Consider the following 19,625-nt stretch of genomic DNA (forward strand, 5'->3'; position numbering starts at 1 on the left):
ACAACACCATGTCACAGTCACGTTACACCTTTTGGGTGTTGATTTTGGTTGTCGGCATTGCGGGGTTAAGTCAAGGCTTGACGATCCCGATGCTGACGGTTTTATTGGAAAAACAAGGTGTTTCATCCGTGATGAATGGACTCAACGCCGCTGCTTTGTATATTGGGATGGTCATGGTCAATCCATTTTTGGAAATCCCGCTGCGGCGCATTGGATACCGGGCCACGATATTATGGGGGTTGCTGTTGGTGACGATCGCAACAGCACTCATCCCGATGTTCAACCATTTGGCGATCTGGTTCGTTTTACGTTTATTGATGGGTGTGGGCGATAGCGGTTTACATTACGCCAGCCAAATGTGGGTGACCAAGATTGCAGCTCCCGAGAATCGGGGACGCGATCTGTCCATTTACGGGCTGGCCTATGGAGTGGGCTTTAGTATTGGTCCATTAGGCTTAAGCGTGCTGCATTTGGGGATTTGGGTACCGTTTGGCGGCTTGCTCGTTTTGTATCTGGTTGCCTTCTTATTATTATCCAGGATCAAAAATGAGTTTCCCGAACAGATCGAACAAACGGAAAAGAAGCAAAACAAATATGCGTTTGTTTTGCGGCTTGCTTGGCTGGCGCTCATTCCTTCGTTTTTGTACGGATTCATGGAGACGTCACTTAACGGCAGTTTCCCCGTTTATGCCTTGCGTACCGGTTTGTCCGTTGAATGGGTTTCCTTGATTCTTCCGTCGTTTGTCGTGGGAAGTATTATCTTGCAGATGCCGCTGGGGGCATTGAGTGACCGAATAGGACGCAAGCAGGTCATGCTCGTGTGCGCTCTTGTTGGGGGAGTGGCCTTCTTCCTGTTCCCGTTTGCAGGTGAAAACGTATGGCTGATGATGCTGTTGTTGGCCATAGCAGGAGCGGCTGTCGGTTCTTTTTACTCGCTGGGCTTGGCTTTTTCGGCAGATATTTTACCAGCATCGATGGTTCCTACCGCAGGAATCATCGCGGGCGTCAATTTTGGTGTCGCCAGTATTTTGGCTCCGAATGTGAATGGCCTGCTGATGGACGTGTGGGAGCCGTGGACGATCTTTTGGCTGATGGGATCGCTGCTCATTGTTTTTGCGGCAGCTTGCCTGTTTTTCAAACAAAAAGCAACCCAGGAACAGACGTATTCGATGCCCTTGCAAAAACAGGGGTAAAGACAAGGATGGATAAGCTTCGCCAAGCTTTTTGGCGAGGCTTTTATTTTTTTTGCCCAAAAAAGCATAAACGGGCATCAAGGAGGGAAGCGTATGAATAGTAAGTAGAACAGCATGATTGGAAGGGGTTACCCGATGCTGACACCATGCATTTTCAGAAGAGGCATTGCCTGGATCTTATTTTTCGTGCTTAGTCTGGTAATCATCCCGTTTTTCTCAGATGACGGCCAGACTCCGACACCGTCTGCACCTGCACCTGCCACTACAAATGCAACTTCGCAGCCATAGCTTTATTCTTGTTTTCACCCAAAAAAAGACACGCCATTGACGACGGCGTGTCTTTTTTCTGTAGGGTTAGCGGGTGACAAAATTTTGTGTGAAATACGGGCGACCGTCTTTCATAACAATACCGACACCGAGCTGCTTGAATTTTGGAGAGAGCAAGTTTTGACGATGGCCTGCGGAGTTCATCCAGCTCATGTGGGCTTCGATCCCGTCTAGCTGTCCGTAGGCAATATTTTCACCAGCTGAGCTGTAACGAATGCCGGCTTGTTTCAAACGATCAAACGGACTTCCCGTAGAGGGGGAAGTATGGTTGAAAAAGTTATGCTGGGCCATGTCTTGGCTGTGTGCTCTGGCCACTGCTGCAACTTGTTCATCCCAAGTGACAACAGGCAGCTTGGCACGTTGCCTCGCCACGTTGAGCAAGTCCAAATTTTGTTTCTCGTATGCGAGCGCTGCCTGCTTTATCTGTGTGTCTGTCAGTTTCGGCAGTTCGGGTAATTTCGAATAGGAAATGGGATACATCAAGCCAATCGCAATGGTGGCAAAATGCTCAGGAGTAGAGATGCGCACTCCTCCGACCTTATTTCCACCCAGCTGATCGATAGAGAAGGTGATCGCCTGATTGTTCTGTACATAGGTCGGATGAGTAAGGGTATTTTTTTGGATACGCAGACTCGGGATGATCGTCAGCGTGTTTTGCGGTGCACCCCAGCTGTTTTGCAGGTCTTTTGTGGTAGAGCCAATCGTGATGCCATTCAGATTCAGCTTGGCTCCATTGGTAAACAAAGTCACGACTTTGCCATTTTGCATGCCGACTTGAATGTAGTTGTTCAAATCTTGATTGTAAATCCACCATTCCACACCCGTATGACTAGGATCAATGCGGGCAGGCTTGCCTAATGTTTGTTCTACCTGTGCTGTGCTCATTCCTAGCTGAAGGTTATAGACGTTATTCGTTTTAACGGCTGCTGCTTGAGGGACAGCAGGTGCAGCTGAAACAGGAAGGACAGGGGCAACGTGGCCGAGCAGAGCCAGCGAAAGGCTCAGGGCGAGGATGCTGGTTACTTTGTGTTTACGCATGTATCTTCCTCCTCGGTTGGGATAGGATCTGCCTTGTTGGTAATGGTATCGGCAGGAAGCCGCTACAAAAATAGGGACCAAGGATGCAAAAATAAAACCTCCGCAATAGAGCGGAGGTTATGGTCGACGATCCCGGATGACATACGTTTTGGCGATCAGATCATGCCAGCCTTGCTTTCGTGGGTGCCAGGCAACCCATAGATAGCCCAGTCCGAACACAAGTGAAGAGACGAATTTGCCGATGACTTCGCGTAAAAATACCTGTCCGCCAGTCAGATTGCCTCGCGCCTGTCTGGCACTGATGACACGGATGCCTGTGATCAGCTTTCCCAAGGTTTGTCCGGTCCACCAAGTCAGCAAGATCATATAGAGGAGATCAAACAACACCTCTAACAAATCAATGAAGTGAAAAGAGGCGTATGGAACGGCAAAAAAACGTCGCAACGGATTGAAAATGAGGTAGCTAATGCCGATCAAGAACAGCGAATCGAGGAGCGACGCTACCACACGAATCCAGAAGCCCGCATACAAATGTTGTGGATGGGCTTCTGAATAGGGGTCAAGGGAATCGGGATCATGTGCTTTTTCTTCGTTGGGAAGCTGGTTCATCGGAAGCCACTCCTTTTTCGTTTTAACAGGCTAGGGCATGAACTGATACAGTAGGCGAGGTGAATTTTGGCGGTCCCATATTCGATTGAGCCCCAGCGGATCAGGATTCGACCAGTACTGCTTCATACTAAATAACAGCTTGCTGATGGAGAGCTGGTCTGCATAGCGGATAACCATGGCTTCTTTTTCTCCAGATAAAGAGAGAGCGTAGCGTGTCGCTTCCTCCAAATCACCGAATTCATCGATGAGCCCGAGGCGTTTTGCTTGCTCACCGGAATAGACACGGCCATCAGCGATTTCCAGTACGCGTTGACGGGAGAGGTTGCGGCCTTTGACGATAACGTCGACGAAATTGTTGTAGCTTTCGTTGACGAGTGTTTGGAAAATTTGCCGCTCGGGGTCGGTCAAGGGCCGGGCTGGACTGCCGATGTCCTTAAAGCGTCCGCTTTTGATCGCGTATTGATGCACACCCAGCTTATTCGCTGCTTCACTGTAGTTAACCAAATTGAAAATCACACCGAGACTACCGGTCAATGTATTGGGATTGGCAAAAATCGCATCGCCTGTTGTGGCCAAGTAATAGCCCCCTGAGGCTGCTGTGGAGCCCATACTGACCACGATGGGAAGATTGCGGACCTGCTTGAGCTTCAGCAAGCGTCTGTGCAGTTCATCTGTAGCGACGACCTCTCCGCCTGGACTATCAATGCGAAGGACAACGGCTTTTACCAGCTCATCCTCTTCAATTCGGCGGAGCTGTTCAGTCAATAGCTCCGTCATCGAGGGCAGCCCAGCGGTGCTTTGTTGTCCCGAAATCACGCCGTTCACAAACAGCTGCACAATTTTGCTGTTGCCATAGCCCGATACGACATTTTCTTCCCAAGCGAAACCAGGATGGTCGACGAGCTCCGTGTAAGTCCCGTAAATACCCTCCACCAAAAGCCCTAATAGAAAAACGACCAGTACGATGACGAGAGTGACCCATTTTTTTCGATGCATGAAAACCACCTCGCACTTAGCATGAGCCGTTGAGGGCAGAGTTACGCATGGGACGAGCACTGGAAAAAATGGATTGACGCGATCGGATACGAGGATGGAGGATGACGACCAAAAGGCTGGATAGTAAATTCATGCAATCTTTTGACTATTGCGGTAAAATAGAAATACAAGAACTACAAGCTTGTTCTATCGCAATAGGGGGACAGACAAATGATTATACAGGTGTCGAATTTGACGAAGAACTACGGCGATCTGAAAGTGTTGAAGGGCATTACGACTCAGGTAGCAGAAAAGGAAGTAGTCTGTGTCATTGGTCCGTCAGGCTCGGGGAAGAGCACGTTTTTACGTTGCTTGAATCAGCTGGAGGAAATGAGCAGCGGAAGGATTGTTATCAACGGACATGATTTGTCAGACCCCAAGACCGATATTAATAAAGTCAGAGAAGAGGTCGGGATGGTCTTTCAGCGCTTTAATCTTTTTCCGCATAAAACGGTACTCGAAAACGTCATGCTGGCCCCTGTAAAAGTAAAGAAAATGTCTCAGGAAGAAGCCCGCAAGCAAGGCTTGGCTCTCTTACAGAAGGTAGGGCTACAGGATAAGGCTGATGTGTATCCCGAGCGGCTGTCGGGGGGGCAGATGCAACGAGTGGCAATTGCAAGGGCGCTCGCCATGAATCCAAAGGTTATGCTGTTTGATGAGCCGACATCCGCCCTGGACCCGGAGCTTGTAGGAGAGGTGCTGGCCGTCATCAAAAATTTAGCCAAAGAAGGCATGACAATGGTGATCGTGACGCACGAAATGAATTTTGCCAAGGAAGTGGGCGACCGAATCATTTTTATGGATCAAGGTATTATTATGGCAGAAGGTCATCCCAGTGAGGTTTTTGGCAATAACGTTAATGATCGCTTGCGTTCGTTCTTGGGCAAGGTATTGGCGTAAAAGAAAGGCACCAGTCGCTTCGTTTTGTTTCATGAAAACGAGGCACTGGTGCCGTATTATTTTGCTGCATCCAACAATTGACTGACCGTGACAAATCGATAGCCTTGCGAACGCAAATCCGTGATGAGCTCCCGGAGCGCAGCGACTGTTTGCGCTTGGTTCAGACCCCCATCATGAAACAGGATGATATCCCCGGAGGAGACATTGCTCTTGACGCTTTTGGCAATGACGTTAGCCGTGCGTGCCAAAGACCAATCACGAGGATCAACGGACCAGACAATGATGTCGTAGCCACTGGATTGAACCGCATTCATGACGTCATGTGTCAGGATGCCGTAGGGGGGACGGTAATATTGCGCCAAAATACCGGTTGTCTTCAAAATGGAGCGTTCTGCATGCTTGATTTCTTCGTATACTTCATGCTCGGTCAGCTTGTTCAGATCAAAATGGTGGTAGCCATGGTTGCCGATTTCATGCCCAGCCTTGTAAATCCACTGCATGACCTTTGGATGCTTGTCCACTTGTGAGCCAAGGACAAAAAACGTAGCGCGAACGTTGTACTGATGCAGCACCTCAAGAATTTTGGGCGTATAGATAGCATCCGGCCCATCATCAAAAGTAAGAGCGACGACCTTTTTCTCTGTGTCGATTCTGTGGATCGGCTCATACGAAGGCAGTGTTTGTTGGGCGAAAGCAGGTAGGGTGCCGTAGCCAAGAAGGCAGGCGAAAAGCAAGGCGTACCGTATGCATTTGCGCATGGACAATCGCCTCCTTCTTCTGGGATGTGATTAGGTTCACCTCCTGCCAGGGAAAACATGCTACCAAAAGAAAACAGCGGTCAGAGTATGCGGCGGTTATGTTAAAATGAAAGAACCGTACATAGGAGAGGAGAGAGTTTGGTGGAACTCCGCGGTATTTTGCAAGGACTAACACACGAGTACCATGGAGGGGACAAGCCGGTAGACTACTATTTGAATATCGGTGAAGATCGCCTTCCGCTTAATGAATGGCTGGGCAGTGAATTGACGATTTCGTTTTTAGGTGAAAAAAACTGCATTGCCTGTGGCCGCAAAACAAACAAGACGTTTAACAGCGGGTATTGCTATCCCTGTTTTACCAAACTGCCGGAAAATGACTTGTGCATCGTCAAGCCGCATGAATGTCATTTTGACTTGGGGACTTGCCGGGACGAGAGCTTCGGCGAGAGATATTGCATGATTCCTCATTTTGTCTATCTGGCAGTGTCGAGTGATATAAAGGTAGGATTGACTCGCAAGCATAATGAATTGAGACGCTGGGTGGATCAAGGCGCAATTCGCGCGATTCCAATTGCAGAGGTTCCGACGCGTCGAATGGCTGGGGAGCTTGAATTCCACTTGAGTCAGTTTTTGCCGGACAAGACCAACTGGCGCAAAATGCTCAAGGGAGATGTGAAGGAAATAGACTTGCTCGCCATGCGTGACGAAGTGTACGGTCATTTTCCTGAACAGTTTAAAGCATTCCAATATCGCGAGGATGAATGGGTAGACATTGCCTATCCGATCCTGGAGTCTCTGGATAAAATCAATTCCAAGACACTCGATAAAGAAGAACAGCTCGGCGGGCGATTGATCGGTGTGAAAGCACAGTATTTGATTTTTGACAATGGTGTATTCCAGGCGAGAAAGCACGCTGGCTATCAAGTCGAGATCAAAGCAAAACCGTCTGCATAATGACGTGCAAACTCCTCACACTAGGACATGTGAAGGAGGATGGGCAGATGGATGAGCACATTGAGTACACCATGCCTTTAACCGGGACACTGGCTGAGGCTGTGGAAGACCAGAATGCCAAGCAACTAGGGGTGCCCTTCTCGCCGCTTTCGCAAATGTGGCAGGTAAACCCGGATGCTCGGACGAATGAAGAAGAGACTGCGAAAAGCAGGCGCAATGAAAGCAACATGCCGCAATAGCAGTTTGCGTATGAACGACAGCCAGAAGACAGTGATGGCTGTCGTTTTTGTTTAGCACGGTGAATACGTGAGGAGGCAGAGGTATGCAAGTCTGGTTGCATTCTTTTTGGGTAGCGATGGTGCTAATCGGTTGCATGTGGGGGATGTACGAAATCGGAGCAAAACAAATCGGAAATATGAATACGAAAAAAGCAGCACTTGCAACGCCAGTTACTTCCACACAAGCGAGTCAGAAGTTGGTGGACCGTGACGCCGTTGTTGAAGAGTTTGATTGGACAGACGACAAGGGTGTAGGCCTCGAGTATAACGAAGCTGAGCTGTTACAAATGCAAAAAGATCCGGACAACCATAACTACAAAAAAGTTCTCCGCCGTTTTGTGCAGAGTGAGTTGAAAACGGAAATCGAGAGCTTTCAAACGATAGGCAGTCAATTAAATCCCAGGAGAATTCTTGTAGCGACGACAGACGGCATGCTGTACGAGGTGATAATGAAAAAAAGGAGTAATCATCGGCAAATGTGGACGGTAGAAGGATACAACATGACGGCTGGATATAGGACGGATGTGGAGAAAGAGCAAGACCTGCTGCCGGAAGATATGTATCCAACCTATCGAGTGATGGAGCTAGCCGAAGCCGATTTGCAAATCCAAGCGTGGGCGAAGCCGCTTATTCAGAACAGTCAGGGCCATACATTTAACACTGCTCTAAACGGCAAAACCTATCTCTTGATCAAAACATCCCAGAGCGAAACAGATTCGGTGGAGATTGAGGGAATTAGAATCTGGGTGGAAGAAATGCTCGTCCATTATCAAACATATGAATTTGGAGAAGGGGCAGATCGTTCCATACTTAATAACTACTTGCTGATTGAAGTGCCGGAAACTGCAGAATCTGGCGTGACGTTTTACAATACGGTAACCGTTGTCCGTTAGGTGTACTTCTTTTACAATGAAAGAAACGACGACATAAACCAAAAGCGAGGAAATACATATGACGATGAAAGCCTACCTGTACAACAAATGTGATACATGCCGCAAAGCGAAAAAATGGCTCACGGATCAAAATATTCCCTTTGAAGAAATTCCGATTGTTGATGCACCGCCGTCCAAAGAGGAGCTGCGCCAAATTTGGCAGACAAGCGGTCTCGATTTACGCAAGTTTTTCAATGTGAGTGGTGTCCATTACCGCGAGCTGGGCTTGAAGGACAAGCTTCCTACGATGTCGGAGGATGAAATGCTTGAGTTGTTGGCTTCCAATGGCAAGCTGATCAAACGGCCACTTATCACAAACGATCGTACTGTAACCCTTGGTTTCAAAGAAGAAGAACTGGAGAAGGCTTGGGGAGGGAAGGCATGATGCGCCAACCTTCCAAAAGACTGAACCATCTTTCAGCCGATATTTTTTCAGAGATGGAGGCTCGCAAACGGGAAGTTGCCAAAACAAGAACAGTATACGACTTGAGCATTGGCAGTCCTGATCAGCAGCCTGACGAGAAGCTTCTGCAAACGTTAATCCATGCCATCCAGCAACCAGCTGCTTTTCGCTATCCATTGAGCGATGGAACGGCGGCCTTCCGAGAAGAGGTCGCCCGCTGGTATCAATATCGTTTTGGGGTGGAGCTGGCGCCAGATGGGGAGGTTCATTCCTTGATGGGGTCTCAGGATGGCTTGGCTCACTTTGCTTTGGCATGGACCGATCCTGGAGATATCGTCCTCGTACCTGATCCTGGGTATCCGATCTACGAAGGCAGTGTTCATTTGGCGGGGGCGGTACCTTACCGGATGCCTCTGCGGGCAGAAAATGATTTTTTGCCAAAGCTGGCAGACATTCCGGAGGAGATTGCGGCTCGTGCAATGTTTATGATTCTGAACTATCCGAATAATCCAATTTCCGCGGTCGCTACCCTTGCGTTTTTTGAAGAGGTCGTGGCGTTTGCCAAACGTTTTGACATTATCGTAGTTCATGATTTGGCTTACTCGGAGATGGTGTTTGACGGCTACCAAGCGCCGAGCTTTTTGCAAGTGCCAGGAGCGAAGGAAGTGGGAATTGAATTTAACTCGTTTTCCAAGAGCTTCAACATGGCAGGCTGCCGGATCGCTTACGTTGTAGGGAATGCAGACATCATCAAGCCGCTTGCGATTGTAAAATCCAATATCGATTACGGCGTCTTTTTGCCTGTACAGCAAATGGCCATTGAGGCTATGCGAAATGATCGGGAATCGGGTGGGACAAACACAGTCGCGCCCGTTTACCAGGAACGGCGTGATGTACTGCTAGGGGAATTGGCAAAAGCAGGATGGAGCATCCCATCTCCCAAGGCGACCATGTTCGTCTGGGCAGCGGTACCGAACGGCTGGACGTCGCGAGAGTTTGCCTTCGCGTTACTGGAAAAAGCCGGAGTCGTGGTCGTTCCGGGAAGTGCCTTCGGCGAAGAAGGAGAAGGGTATGTAAGAATGGCCCTCGTCCAACCTCCCGAGATCCTGTTAGAGGCTGTAGCTGCCATCGATCAATCCGGGATTCTTCGCATGAAAACTAGTGTGTAGCGGTTGAAGTGAAAAAAGAGGGGATGAGCTTTCATGCGTTTGCGCGAAGAAATGCCTGACTTTCCTGGGATTACGGAGTGGATCAATGGGCAAGTAACCAAAGCTGATTTAGCTGGAAGTCCTGTCTTGGTGCATATTTGGTCCGTCAGTTGTTACATGTGCAAGGAATCGATGCCAAGCATAAACGAATGGCGAGATCAATACGCTGCTAACGGTTTGAAGGTCATTGGAATTCATATGCCTCATTCGGAAAAAGATACAGATATCGAGATGATCAAGAAAGCGATTGCAGAACAACATTTGACACACCCTATTGCAATCGATAATGATAGAAAGACAGCCGATGCATTCCAGAATGAATACGTCCCCGCTTTTTACTTGTTTGACGAGGCTCTTCAGTTACGTCACTTTCAGGCAGGAGAGAAGGGTCTCGAACTGGTAAAAAAACGCTTGTTCAGAATTTTGGGGATCGAAGAGGAATCCTAGAATGTTCGTCTAATTATGTATGTGTAATGGATTGTACCCGATAGGAGGATATGTAAACGATGGAATTCCCGAAAAATCTACGTTACAGTGAAGAGCATGAGTGGGTGCGAGTAGAAGGAAACAAGGCGTACATCGGAATCACTTCTTTTGCTCAATCAGAGCTGGGTGACATCGTGTTTGTCGAGTTGCCTGAGGTAGGCGCGACAATCCAACAGGATGAGCCGTTTGGCAGTGTAGAATCGGTAAAAACCGTTTCTGAGCTGTACGCTCCTGTAACTGGTAAAGTAGTAGAAGTAAATGGCGAACTGGAAGACGCACCTGAACTGGTGAACTCCTCGCCATATGAGCAAGCATGGATGATCGTCGTGGAATTGTCTGATGCAGCTGAGCTGGACAAGCTGATGGATGCAGACAAGTACGAAGCGATGGTAAAAGAATAGGAAACAAAAAAGCCGGGGCTTTTGTGCTCCGGCTTTTCTTTATTTATGGACGAATTACTCCAACTTGAATGTTCGTACTGCATCATTAAGTTCTTCTGCCATTTTTGCGAGCATCGTTGCAGCCGAAGAAATTTCTTCCATGGAAGCGGTTTGCTCTTCTGCTGCTGCTGCAACCGTTTGAGAGTTGCCCGCTGATTGTTCTGCGATTTGTGTAATATGCGTAATGGCGGATACAATCGTCTGCATTTGCTGACTGATCTTGCTCATTTCCGCTGTCACTTCATTCATACGTACGAGCAGCTCCGACGTGGAGCCAGTAATTTGCTCAAATGCATTTCCTGTTGAGCGAACAAGAGTCATGCCTTCTCCTAAAATAGAAGAGCCATGATTCATTGCCGCGATCGCCGAGCCTGTGTCCTGCTGAATCACGGTGACGATGTGACTGACCTGCTCGGCCGCGGAGCTGGACTGTTCGGCCAACTTGCGCACCTCGTCGGCTACAACGGCAAAGCCTCGTCCTTGTTCTCCCGCGCGAGCTGCTTCGATAGCGGCGTTCAGAGCGAGTAGGTTGGTTTGATTGGCAATCGTGGTGATGAGTGAGATCATTTCCCCAATTTCTTGGGAGCGTTGGCCTAGCGCATTGACAATGGTAGAAGTCTTGGCCATCTGGCTATGGATCACATCCATGTGCTCGACCGTTTTGGCTGCCATCTGATTGCCATCTTTGGCTTGGCGGTTCGCTTCTTGTGTAGAGAGATTTACATCCTCGATGCCTTTTTCCATCGCTTCGATGTGTACGGCAATCTCGTTGATGACTTCATAGCCTTGAACGGTTGCATCCACTTGCTGCTCAGTACCGTAGGCAATTTCTTGAACGGATTGAGCGATCTGCTCTGTTGCTTTGCTCGTCTGTTCCGCACTTGCCATTAATTGCTCAGACGTAGCAGCAACCTGTTGAGCGTTGAAGCTGACTTGACCCAGCGTTTCGCGCAAGGTTGCCGTCATGGAGTTGAAGCGATTTGCCATAACCCCCATCTCATCTGCTGTTTGAATGTCCATAGAAGCGGTAAAATCGCCATTGGAGAGGGCATGCGACAGCTGATTGGCGCGATCGATTTGTTTGGTCAAGTATTTGCTGAAGTAATAAATGACTGCAATCATGATCAACAAACCGATTAGACTCACCATACAAAGCTCAAAGAACAAGTCATAGAGAGGATCGGCAATTTCTTTTTCCGGCATGACCAGAGCGATTGTCCAGTTTGTATCTCCGAGCTCTTGAAAATAAACACGGTTGATGCCGTTTTCATCGGTAAACGTCTTCATTCCTGACTTCTCTTCTAGAAGAGAAGGACCGATTGCAGCCAAGGAAGCATTCTCGTCAGATTGAACGGAATGATTCATCAGCTTGTCTGCTTGAGGATGAGCGAGGTACCTCCCTTTTTTATCCACTAAAAAGGCCCAGCCTGTTTCGCCTACTTTTGTACTGGAGACGAGCTTTTCCACGTCAGTAAGTGTAATATCGTCTGTGGCCACACCCAGAAGTTTTTTATCCGGCGTGTAAAAAGGAGCGACTACCGTCACCATGGAGACCTTGGAAATCTCGTCATAGTACGGCTCGGAATAATCGGTTTCCTTCTTGGTCGAAATACCGACCTTGTACCAGTCTTGATTTGGATAGTTATAGGAGTCGCTGCTGTACTCATCTGTAATGTTAACCTTGCCGTCGGTCTTAGCCCCGTAAGTAGCAACGAGTTTCTTGTTCGGGTCAAAAGCGTAAGGTTCCATGAAAATTCCCATTCCGACCGTCGTATCATTAATGAGAACGGTTTTGGACAGCAGGGAATTTAACTGCTCTAGCGAATTTGTAACAGGACCCATTTCGATAAAGCGAGCCATACTCAGCGTTACCTTGCTATGGGCTTCCAGTTGCTTTTCCACATTACTGCCGACCATATCTAGTTGATAATTCATTTTGTCTTCAATTTCCCGATTTAGTTGGTCGACAGAAAACCAGAAACCGATTCCCACGACGAGTAAAAGAGTCAAGATAATGACAGGCAGGGTAATGGTCAGTGTTCGAGCACGAAGACTTTTGAAACGAAGCATGACAAACCGCTCTCCTTTTGAATTTTTGCTAAAATGATTATTATTCCTTATTATCGGATAGATCAAGACTACCTTGTATGATGAATTTAGGCAAATGAGAGAAAAAATTCATACTAATCAGAAAATGTTGCGGAAATCGAAGCAAATCGAGTAAAATAGATAAACCAAATCTTTATTTGATTTCCTTCATTGGTATCATTTGCGGGTGGAGTGTTAATGGGTATATAAGCTACAATGCGGATACAGACAGAGTTTCGACCAAAAGAACGGATATGGACGTTTCATTTGGCGAAGAAGGAGGGAGACTATATGAGTTTTTGTTGTGGTGCTGGAATGGTAGGTTCCGTAGGCTCAGTCCGTCATTATAAAACGCTTGTACACAATGTCCCCATCATGTTTTGTCCTGTATGTGACAGAATTGAGGTTCATCCCGGTATTGAGGGAGAATACGAAATTTTAGTAGAATATGCTCAGGGAGATCAGGCTCCAGAAGTGGATTTTGCTGACTTTGTGAGTGTTGACAATACATCCGAGTTGTTTGAGAATTGTACCATGACGGATGAAGCGGCCAGCTTCGCCGAAGTATTAAAGCAGCAGATTGATATTTCACTTGATCTGCTCGGGATCGCCAAGGAGTTGCAGGATGACGATTGGCGGGAAGCATTGATGATTCGTTTAAGACGGTTAAGCGAGCGATTGAAGCAGTACAATAAAAGAAAAGCTAATGTCGCACAAGAGCGCATGACCTGAGTTGACGTGGGAGGCAGTGTGAATGTTTCATTTGAAAGCCGTTCACCACATCGCATTGAATTGTAGTGATGTTGTGAAGGTAGCTCGTTTTTTTAAGGACATTTTGGAAGTCCCTATCCCGGAAGAGAATATGACGGAAGGAGCACCTGTCTACTTTCAAATTGGCACATACACACGGATCGGTCTTCATCCTCATGGCGGGGAAGCTGGGAAAGGCGGCGTAGGGCAGGTCGATCATCTCGCCTTCTCTGTGCAGAGCCGTGCTGAGCTGGACTATCTGGTCGATAAGCTGGAGGCAGAAAATATTTGCTATCGTGGCCCAATTACACAGCCTACTAGCTATAATTTGTATTTTGAGACACCCGATGGTCACCACCTTGAGGTGCGACTCGATAAAGACGAGTTCGATGAGTAGTGTTTCAGGAAGCATCTGCGTAAAGCAGATGCTTTTTTGTTTTTTGCCATCTTACTACTGCGGTGCTGAAAAAAAGCTGTGGATGATCTTCTTTACGTTTTTAAAAGTACCGATGAACGCCCATAACTGGTGAGAAGAAAAAGCACAGAGCTCGCAGACCTTGACAACGCCTACCCAGTCGGAACTTAAAAAAGGGGACCCGGTTGTCGAACACTTCTTTCCCTGAGAAGCGTCCGCCCGTAGGGTGGCTTTGGCTCGACGGTCCCCTTTTTTAAGTGTAGACGGCCAGTCAGTCCCCCTTGCGGGCGTGTCAGAGTCGAAGAGAACTGTGCTTTTTCTTCTCCTCCACTATGTTGACTAAAAAAGCCCTCTCTAAAGGTCTTTCTAAAATGTCGAGAAAAAGATGGCTCCCCTGACAACAGCCGACAGTGACTCTCATTCCTCGCCAAAGGATTCGACCTGACAGGCCCCGAACCCAATTGGGAAGAGAGGGGTGGCGTGCAGATGATCGGAATGGGCAGACTGCTTTTTGAACTGGGCGAGCGACTGCAAGGAAAAGCACATTTGCGATTCATAACAGCAGGATGGGAGCGCAGGATCGGAATTGTAGTGGATGATTCACCGTCACAGTGGCAATTGAGGATAGCAAATGGCGTTGCATCCTGGGATGTATGGACAGAAGAGCAGTCTGCCGATTTGATCATCAGGGGAGAGGAAAAACAAATGCACATGCTGTTTGGCGGCGATGAGCTCGTCTATGTTCTAGCTAAAGAAAAGGTGCAAATAGCAGGGCCATTGCGCGACCAATTGAAGCTCGATGCCATTTTGCGACTGACCTGTCGGTGAACTGTCCATGGGGCAGTGTGATATAATAGGAAGAAAACGGTTTTGGAGGAGGCGCTTTGATGTCTACTGTTATGTCGTTGCAACAGACGGTTGCCGCACGTAAAGATGCTATTGCCGAAACATTCCGTCATTTGCATGAGAATCCGGAGATAAGCTGGAAGGAAGTAGAAACGACTCGTTATTTGGCGGAGCGCATGCGTGCCTTGGGACTGCGTGTTACGACTTTTGACGATTGTACAGGATTAGTGGCTGAATGGGGCGAAGGGAAGCCAGTTGTTGGCTTGCGCACAGATATCGATGCTCTCTGGCAAGAAGTAAACGGTGAATGGCGCGCGAATCATTCCTGCGGTCATGACGCCCATATGACATTGATCGTGGAAACGGTAGAAGCATTGGTTGCCGCTGGATATCAACCGCCGGGAACGTTAAAAATTTTGTTCCAACCAGCAGAAGAAAAAGGAACGGGAGCATTGAAGCTGGTGGAGAAGGGTGTCGTCGATGACATCGATTATTTGTACGGTGTTCACTTAAGACCGATTCAGGAAATGGCGAATGGAACGGCGGGACCCGCGATCTACAACGGTGCAGCCATGTTTCTCTACGGGGAAATCACAGGAGTCGCTGCGCACGGAGCGAGACCGCATCTCGGGATCAATGCGATTGAAGTAGCGGGGGCGATTATTTCAGGTCTCGGTCAAGTACATATCAATCCAATGGTGCCGGCCACTGTCAAAATGACCATGCTGCAAGCCGGGGGAGAGAGCTACAACATTATTCCGGACAAAGCGCGTTTTGCCCTCGATCTGCGAGCGCAGACGAATCAGGCGATGGATGACCTCGTGAATCGCGTTCGTCAAATGATCGACGGAGTTGCGATGTCTTTTCAGGCACGCATAGAGATAGAATCCGGCTCTCGCATGGTGGCGGCAGAGGTCGATGATCAAGCGAAGGCATTTATGGAGCAGGCGATTGTAGATGTGCTCGGGCAAGAGAATTTGCGAGCGGCGCCTGTCAGTCCGGGGGCGGAGGATTTCCACTATTATACGGTGGAGCGTCCTCAAATCAAGGCGACGATGCTGGCTCTCGGATGTGATTTAGTGCCGGGGCTTCATCACCCGCTGATGCATTTTGACCGCTCTGCATTGGAAAAAGGTGTGGCGATTTTGTGTCAAACAGTCGTAAAAACGTTTGAAAATACGTAAATCTTTATGCCTTGTGAGAGCAACACCAAGAGAGTAAACTCTTGGTGTTGCTCTTTTTATGGGAAAAATGTCTCTGCGTACTTCACGAATAGTCGATAGACTGACTGGTTTGTGGACAAAATACTGCTGTTGGGGAATAATACGCATGAGGAGGGTTATTCACACATTCTCCATAAGAGATTATAAAATTATGTAGCTTATTTAACTAAATGTGATATACTAATTACATAATCGAGCGACAATTAGAAAGTCACAATAAATGGTACACATTTTGGGAAGGAGATCGTTCACACATGGAAACCAATACGGTTCAAAAGCTTACTGACATTCTTGGAGCTACAAAAGTGTATCATAACTTGCCTGTAGCTAATCTTGTTGAAATGGCAGTGAAGCGTGGCGAAGGGATTTTGACCGATAAGGGGGCGCTCAATGCGCTAACAGGGAAGTTTACCGGCCGTTCGCCAAAGGACAAATTTGTGGTGGACGAAGCTTCCGTACACGATAAAATCAACTGGGGTCCGGTTAACCAACCAATCAGTACTGAAAAATTCCAAGCACTTCAACAAGACGTGCTCCAATACTTACAATCAAAAGATGAACTGTTTGTCTTCGATGGCTTTGCGGGTGCAGATACAACCTATCGCCTGCCAATCCGCGTAGTGAACGAATTCGCTTGGCATAACCTGTTTGCGCGTCAGCTGTTCATCCGTCCGTCCGAAGAAGAACTGGCTGCGCACGAATCAGAATTCACGGTTATCTATGCGCCTAATTTCAAAGCCAATCCTGCGGTACACGGAACGAACTCCGAGACTTTCATCGTATTGAGCTTTGAGCAAAAGACAGTGTTGATCGGTGGCACTGAGTATGCTGGCGAAATGAAAAAGTCGATCTTCAGCGTAATGAACATGCTGCTTCCAGAGCGCAACGTACTCTCGATGCACTGCTCTGCGAACGTAGGCAAAGAAGGAGACGTTGCCCTGTTCTTCGGCTTGTCCGGTACAGGAAAAACAACGCTGTCTGCTGATCCAGACCGTTTCTTGATCGGTGACGATGAGCACGGCTGGTCTGACAATGGCGTGTTCAATATCGAAGGCGGATGCTATGCAAAATGCGTCAAGCTGTCTGAAGAAGGCGAACCGCAAATCTGGAAAGCCATCCAGTTCGGTACCGTACTTGAAAATGTAGACGTAAACGAAGCGACTCGTGTAGCAGACTACGACAGCACCAAATATACAGAGAATACACGCGCTGCGTACCCAGTGGAAGCAATTCCGGGTGCTGTGATTCCAGGCGTGGGCGGGCAACCAAATGTCATCGTCTTTTTGACAGCCGATTCGTTCGGTGTATTGCCTCCAATCTCCAAGCTGAATAAAGAGCAAGCGATGTACCACTTCCTGTCTGGCTACACCAGCAAAATGGCAGGGACAGAGCGTGGCGTAACCGCTCCGCAAACAGAGTTTTCTACTTGCTTCGGATCTCCATTCTTGCCACTGCATCCGGTAGTATATGCGGAAATGCTCGGTAAGAAGATTGATGAGCGCAAGGTTCAAGTATACCTGGTGAACACTGGTTGGACTGGTGGCCCAGTAGGTGTTGGGCAACGTATGAAGCTGTCCTACACACGTGCGATGGTAACAGCAGCATTGAACGGTGAGCTGGAAAAGGTAGACTATGTAGCTGACGAGATTTTCGGGGTACAAGTACCAACTTCTTGCCCGAACGTTCCCGCTGAAGTTCTTCAACCTCGCAATACATGGGCAAACAAGGAAGATTATGACAAGCAAGCGGCTGATCTGGCTGCACGCTTCATTGAGAACTTTGAGAAAAAATTCCCGAATGCAACAGATATTGCGAATGCGGGTCCAAAAGTAAAGTAATCGAACAAGAAAGAAACGGGTAGACGATAAGGTCTATCCGTTTTTTCTTCGTGAAAACAGAAAAACCGTCAGCCTGTGACCGACGGTTTTTATCTCATGTTATATGCTGCCATCGAATACTTTCGAGGTATTGATTGGTATAACTTTTCCATTTGACTGACGGAAAAGAGTCAGGTAAGCTTCCGAAGGGAGTCCTTCAATAGTGTGATAGCGATACATAACGAGAAACTCCTGATCACTCATTCCTGTCAGATTGACATAACCTTTGGAAACGACTTCTTTCTCTGGTCCGCAATAGTACAAGCTGCCTTTTACATCGGAAGTGTCACAAGGAAGCGGCAAGGTGTCTTTTGCCTGCTTGACAATTGCTTCTGGAATGCTACTGCCAACGTTGTTTCCGCCAGCGCCTGAAAAACGGACAGCAGGAGTTTTATTGTCCCATTCCTGCTTAATGCCGAGTGCATTGGCAACAGTCGCTACAGGTGCATAAACGTTTCCATTATATATGAATGGTTCTGCTTTCGTTTTGATGACCTGGTCATTGACTATCAATTTAATGTTGGAGAAACGAGCAGATACTTTCTCTGTGCCCGTTTTTGCTAAGACTGTGGTACCACCTACGAGTAGTAAGACAGTAGCTAGTCCAATTGCGAGTTTCTGGTTACTCTTTTTCAAAATGATCCATCCCTTTCCAGTTATCCAGTGGTGTTTTTTAACGCATAGGAATTTAAAAATAAATTCCGGAGCGCATGACAAAGTGCCTCAGCGTACGCTTCCGGCATTGCTTCGGTAAAACTTTCCTTTAAAACGCGGTCGCTCCTCGATGAATAGACCACGATAGGGGTTTTCTTACAAAAAGTACCTGGAATTTAGACAGAAATGTATGCCTAAAAGTTACAAAGGGAAAAATGCTGCGGAGGCAAGAATATTTAGGAAGGGATTCATGCGCAAAATCTGACTTTCTAAATATAATGATATAAAAAATACAGATATGTTTCATTCCTTGATTTATAATTATTCTTATTATAAGATAGTTATTGAGAATGGATTGAGAATTTACCAACTCACTTTTGACGTGTATGGAGGGAATTCAGATGACAGCAGTACCGCATTTGCAAATAAAAAACCTTCGCGCCAAGATCGAGGACAAAGAGATCCTCAAAGGCCTGAATTTGGAGATCAAGGGCGGCGAAGTGCACGCGATCATGGGACCAAATGGTACCGGTAAGTCGACATTGGCATCCACGTTGATGGGTCACCCAAAATATGAGGTAACCGATGGCGAAGTGCTGATCAATGACGAAGACTTGTTGGAAATGGCAGTAGACGAGCGCGCACGTGCAGGTCTGTTCCTGGCGATGCAATACCCGTCCGAAATCAGCGGTGTAACCAATTCTGACTTCCTGCGTTCCGCAATCAACGCGCGCCGTGGCGAAGGCAACGAAATCTCCCTGATGAAATTCATCCGTGAGATGGACAAAAAGATGAACACACTGGAAATGGATGAATCTTTCTCTCACCGTTACCTGAATGAGGGTTTCTCCGGTGGTGAGAAAAAGCGTAACGAGATTCTGCAAATGATGCTCTTGGAGCCAAGCATCTGTATTCTGGATGAAATCGACTCCGGTTTGGACATCGACGCATTGAAAATCGTTGCCGCTGGTGTAAACGAAATGCGCTCCGCAGACCGTGGGTTCTTGATTATTACGCACTACCAACGTTTGCTGAACTATGTAAAGCCTGACTTCGTACACGTCATGATGCAAGGTCGTATCGTGAAGTCCGGTGGTCCTGAGCTGGCTGAACGCCTGGAGGCAGAAGGCTACGACTGGATCAAGGAAGAGCTCGGCATCGAGGACGAAACCGTAAACGCCAACGTGTAGGAAGAAGGAGGCAGCAGTGAA

Annotated in this window: 21 protein-coding genes; 15 read left to right on the forward strand and 6 right to left on the reverse strand. The window is 47.7% G+C overall.

The window, feature by feature from the left end:
- The first annotated feature begins 8 nt into the window (after positions 1-8).
- Positions 9-1,193 carry an MFS transporter gene (locus tag EL268_RS04680; RefSeq protein WP_106656266.1) on the forward strand — a complete coding sequence of 395 codons (1,185 nt, stop codon included), beginning with the start codon at positions 9-11 and terminating at the stop codon, positions 1,191-1,193.
- Between the two features lie 354 nt (positions 1,194-1,547).
- Here EL268_RS04680 and EL268_RS04685 read toward each other — a convergent pair whose 3' ends face one another.
- From EL268_RS04685 to sppA, 3 genes are all read right to left on the reverse strand, one after another.
- Positions 1,548-2,558, reverse strand: coding sequence for a CAP domain-containing protein (locus EL268_RS04685; RefSeq protein ID WP_232030257.1), 1,011 nt, complete (start codon positions 2,556-2,558; stop codon positions 1,548-1,550).
- 117 nt (positions 2,559-2,675) lie between these two features.
- Positions 2,676-3,167 carry an RDD family protein gene (locus EL268_RS04690; protein WP_106656268.1) on the reverse strand — a complete coding sequence of 164 codons (492 nt, stop codon included), beginning with the start codon at positions 3,165-3,167 and terminating at the stop codon, positions 2,676-2,678.
- A 30-nt stretch (positions 3,168-3,197) separates the two neighbouring features.
- Entirely contained in the window at positions 3,198-4,163 is a 966-nt protein-coding gene (gene sppA / locus EL268_RS04695) for a signal peptide peptidase SppA (RefSeq protein WP_106656269.1), read from the reverse strand.
- 210 nt (positions 4,164-4,373) lie between these two features.
- Here sppA and EL268_RS04700 point away from each other — a divergent pair, with 210 nt between their 5' ends.
- Complete coding sequence (locus tag EL268_RS04700; RefSeq protein WP_106656270.1) at positions 4,374-5,102, forward strand: amino acid ABC transporter ATP-binding protein; 729 nt, start codon at positions 4,374-4,376, stop codon at positions 5,100-5,102.
- A gap of 56 nt (positions 5,103-5,158) precedes the next feature.
- Here the strand turns inward: EL268_RS04700 and EL268_RS04705 are convergent, their stop codons facing one another.
- The gene (locus tag EL268_RS04705; RefSeq protein ID WP_106656271.1) at positions 5,159-5,860 is read right to left on the reverse strand and encodes a polysaccharide deacetylase family protein; all 702 of its coding nucleotides are present in this window, start codon (positions 5,858-5,860) and stop codon (positions 5,159-5,161) included.
- Positions 5,861-6,001: 141 nt separating this feature from the next.
- On the opposite strand from EL268_RS04705, the gene EL268_RS04710 reads away from it, so the two are divergent.
- The 7 genes from EL268_RS04710 (at position 6,002) to gcvH (ending at position 10,522) form a co-directional block, all read left to right on the forward strand.
- A complete protein-coding gene (locus tag EL268_RS04710) occupies positions 6,002-6,814 on the forward strand; it encodes a DUF2797 domain-containing protein (RefSeq protein ID WP_106656272.1) in 813 nt (270 codons plus the stop codon).
- A 47-nt stretch (positions 6,815-6,861) separates the two neighbouring features.
- Positions 6,862-7,053 carry a hypothetical protein gene (locus EL268_RS04715; RefSeq protein ID WP_106656273.1) on the forward strand — a complete coding sequence of 64 codons (192 nt, stop codon included), beginning with the start codon at positions 6,862-6,864 and terminating at the stop codon, positions 7,051-7,053.
- An 83-nt stretch (positions 7,054-7,136) separates the two neighbouring features.
- A complete protein-coding gene (locus EL268_RS04720; protein ID WP_106656274.1) occupies positions 7,137-7,985 on the forward strand; it encodes a hypothetical protein in 849 nt (282 codons plus the stop codon).
- 58 nt (positions 7,986-8,043) lie between these two features.
- Positions 8,044-8,409, forward strand: coding sequence for an arsenate reductase family protein (locus EL268_RS04725; RefSeq protein WP_106656275.1), 366 nt, complete (start codon positions 8,044-8,046; stop codon positions 8,407-8,409).
- The gene (locus EL268_RS04730) at positions 8,406-9,596 is read left to right on the forward strand and encodes an aminotransferase class I/II-fold pyridoxal phosphate-dependent enzyme (protein ID WP_106656276.1); all 1,191 of its coding nucleotides are present in this window, start codon (positions 8,406-8,408) and stop codon (positions 9,594-9,596) included. The genes EL268_RS04725 and EL268_RS04730 overlap by 4 nt, the downstream gene beginning before the upstream one ends.
- A gap of 33 nt (positions 9,597-9,629) precedes the next feature.
- Complete coding sequence (locus tag EL268_RS04735) at positions 9,630-10,082, forward strand: redoxin domain-containing protein (protein WP_106656277.1); 453 nt, start codon at positions 9,630-9,632, stop codon at positions 10,080-10,082.
- Positions 10,083-10,141: 59 nt separating this feature from the next.
- Positions 10,142-10,522 (forward strand): glycine cleavage system protein GcvH, encoded by a 381-nt coding sequence (gene gcvH, locus EL268_RS04740; protein WP_106656278.1) that lies wholly within the window; start codon positions 10,142-10,144, stop codon positions 10,520-10,522.
- A gap of 54 nt (positions 10,523-10,576) precedes the next feature.
- Here gcvH and EL268_RS04745 read toward each other — a convergent pair whose 3' ends face one another.
- Positions 10,577-12,631, reverse strand: a complete 2,055-nt coding sequence (locus EL268_RS04745; protein WP_106656279.1) for a methyl-accepting chemotaxis protein — start codon at positions 12,629-12,631, stop codon at positions 10,577-10,579.
- A gap of 309 nt (positions 12,632-12,940) precedes the next feature.
- Between EL268_RS04745 and EL268_RS04750 the strand changes: the two genes are divergently transcribed.
- From EL268_RS04750 to pckA, 5 genes are all read left to right on the forward strand, one after another.
- On the forward strand, positions 12,941-13,381 hold the full coding sequence (locus EL268_RS04750) for a hypothetical protein (protein WP_007726368.1): 441 nt from the start codon (positions 12,941-12,943) through the stop codon (positions 13,379-13,381).
- Positions 13,382-13,403: 22 nt separating this feature from the next.
- Positions 13,404-13,796, forward strand: a complete 393-nt coding sequence (locus tag EL268_RS04755) for a VOC family protein (protein WP_007726371.1) — start codon at positions 13,404-13,406, stop codon at positions 13,794-13,796.
- Between the two features lie 504 nt (positions 13,797-14,300).
- Positions 14,301-14,642 (forward strand): SCP2 sterol-binding domain-containing protein, encoded by a 342-nt coding sequence (locus EL268_RS04765; RefSeq protein WP_106656281.1) that lies wholly within the window; start codon positions 14,301-14,303, stop codon positions 14,640-14,642.
- A 59-nt stretch (positions 14,643-14,701) separates the two neighbouring features.
- Positions 14,702-15,844 (forward strand): M20 peptidase aminoacylase family protein, encoded by a 1,143-nt coding sequence (locus EL268_RS04770; protein ID WP_106656282.1) that lies wholly within the window; start codon positions 14,702-14,704, stop codon positions 15,842-15,844.
- A 293-nt stretch (positions 15,845-16,137) separates the two neighbouring features.
- Entirely contained in the window at positions 16,138-17,721 is a 1,584-nt protein-coding gene (gene pckA, locus EL268_RS04775; protein ID WP_106656283.1) for a phosphoenolpyruvate carboxykinase (ATP), read from the forward strand.
- A gap of 99 nt (positions 17,722-17,820) precedes the next feature.
- Here pckA and EL268_RS04780 read toward each other — a convergent pair whose 3' ends face one another.
- Positions 17,821-18,396, reverse strand: a complete 576-nt coding sequence (locus tag EL268_RS04780; protein WP_164724432.1) for a stalk domain-containing protein — start codon at positions 18,394-18,396, stop codon at positions 17,821-17,823.
- 419 nt (positions 18,397-18,815) lie between these two features.
- On the opposite strand from EL268_RS04780, the gene sufC reads away from it, so the two are divergent.
- Positions 18,816-19,604, forward strand: a complete 789-nt coding sequence (sufC, locus tag EL268_RS04785; protein ID WP_047073088.1) for a Fe-S cluster assembly ATPase SufC — start codon at positions 18,816-18,818, stop codon at positions 19,602-19,604.
- Positions 19,605-19,625 lie beyond the last annotated feature (21 nt).

This window comes from Brevibacillus brevis, assembly GCF_900637055.1.
Taxonomy (GTDB): Bacteria; Bacillota; Bacilli; order Brevibacillales; family Brevibacillaceae; genus Brevibacillus; species Brevibacillus brevis.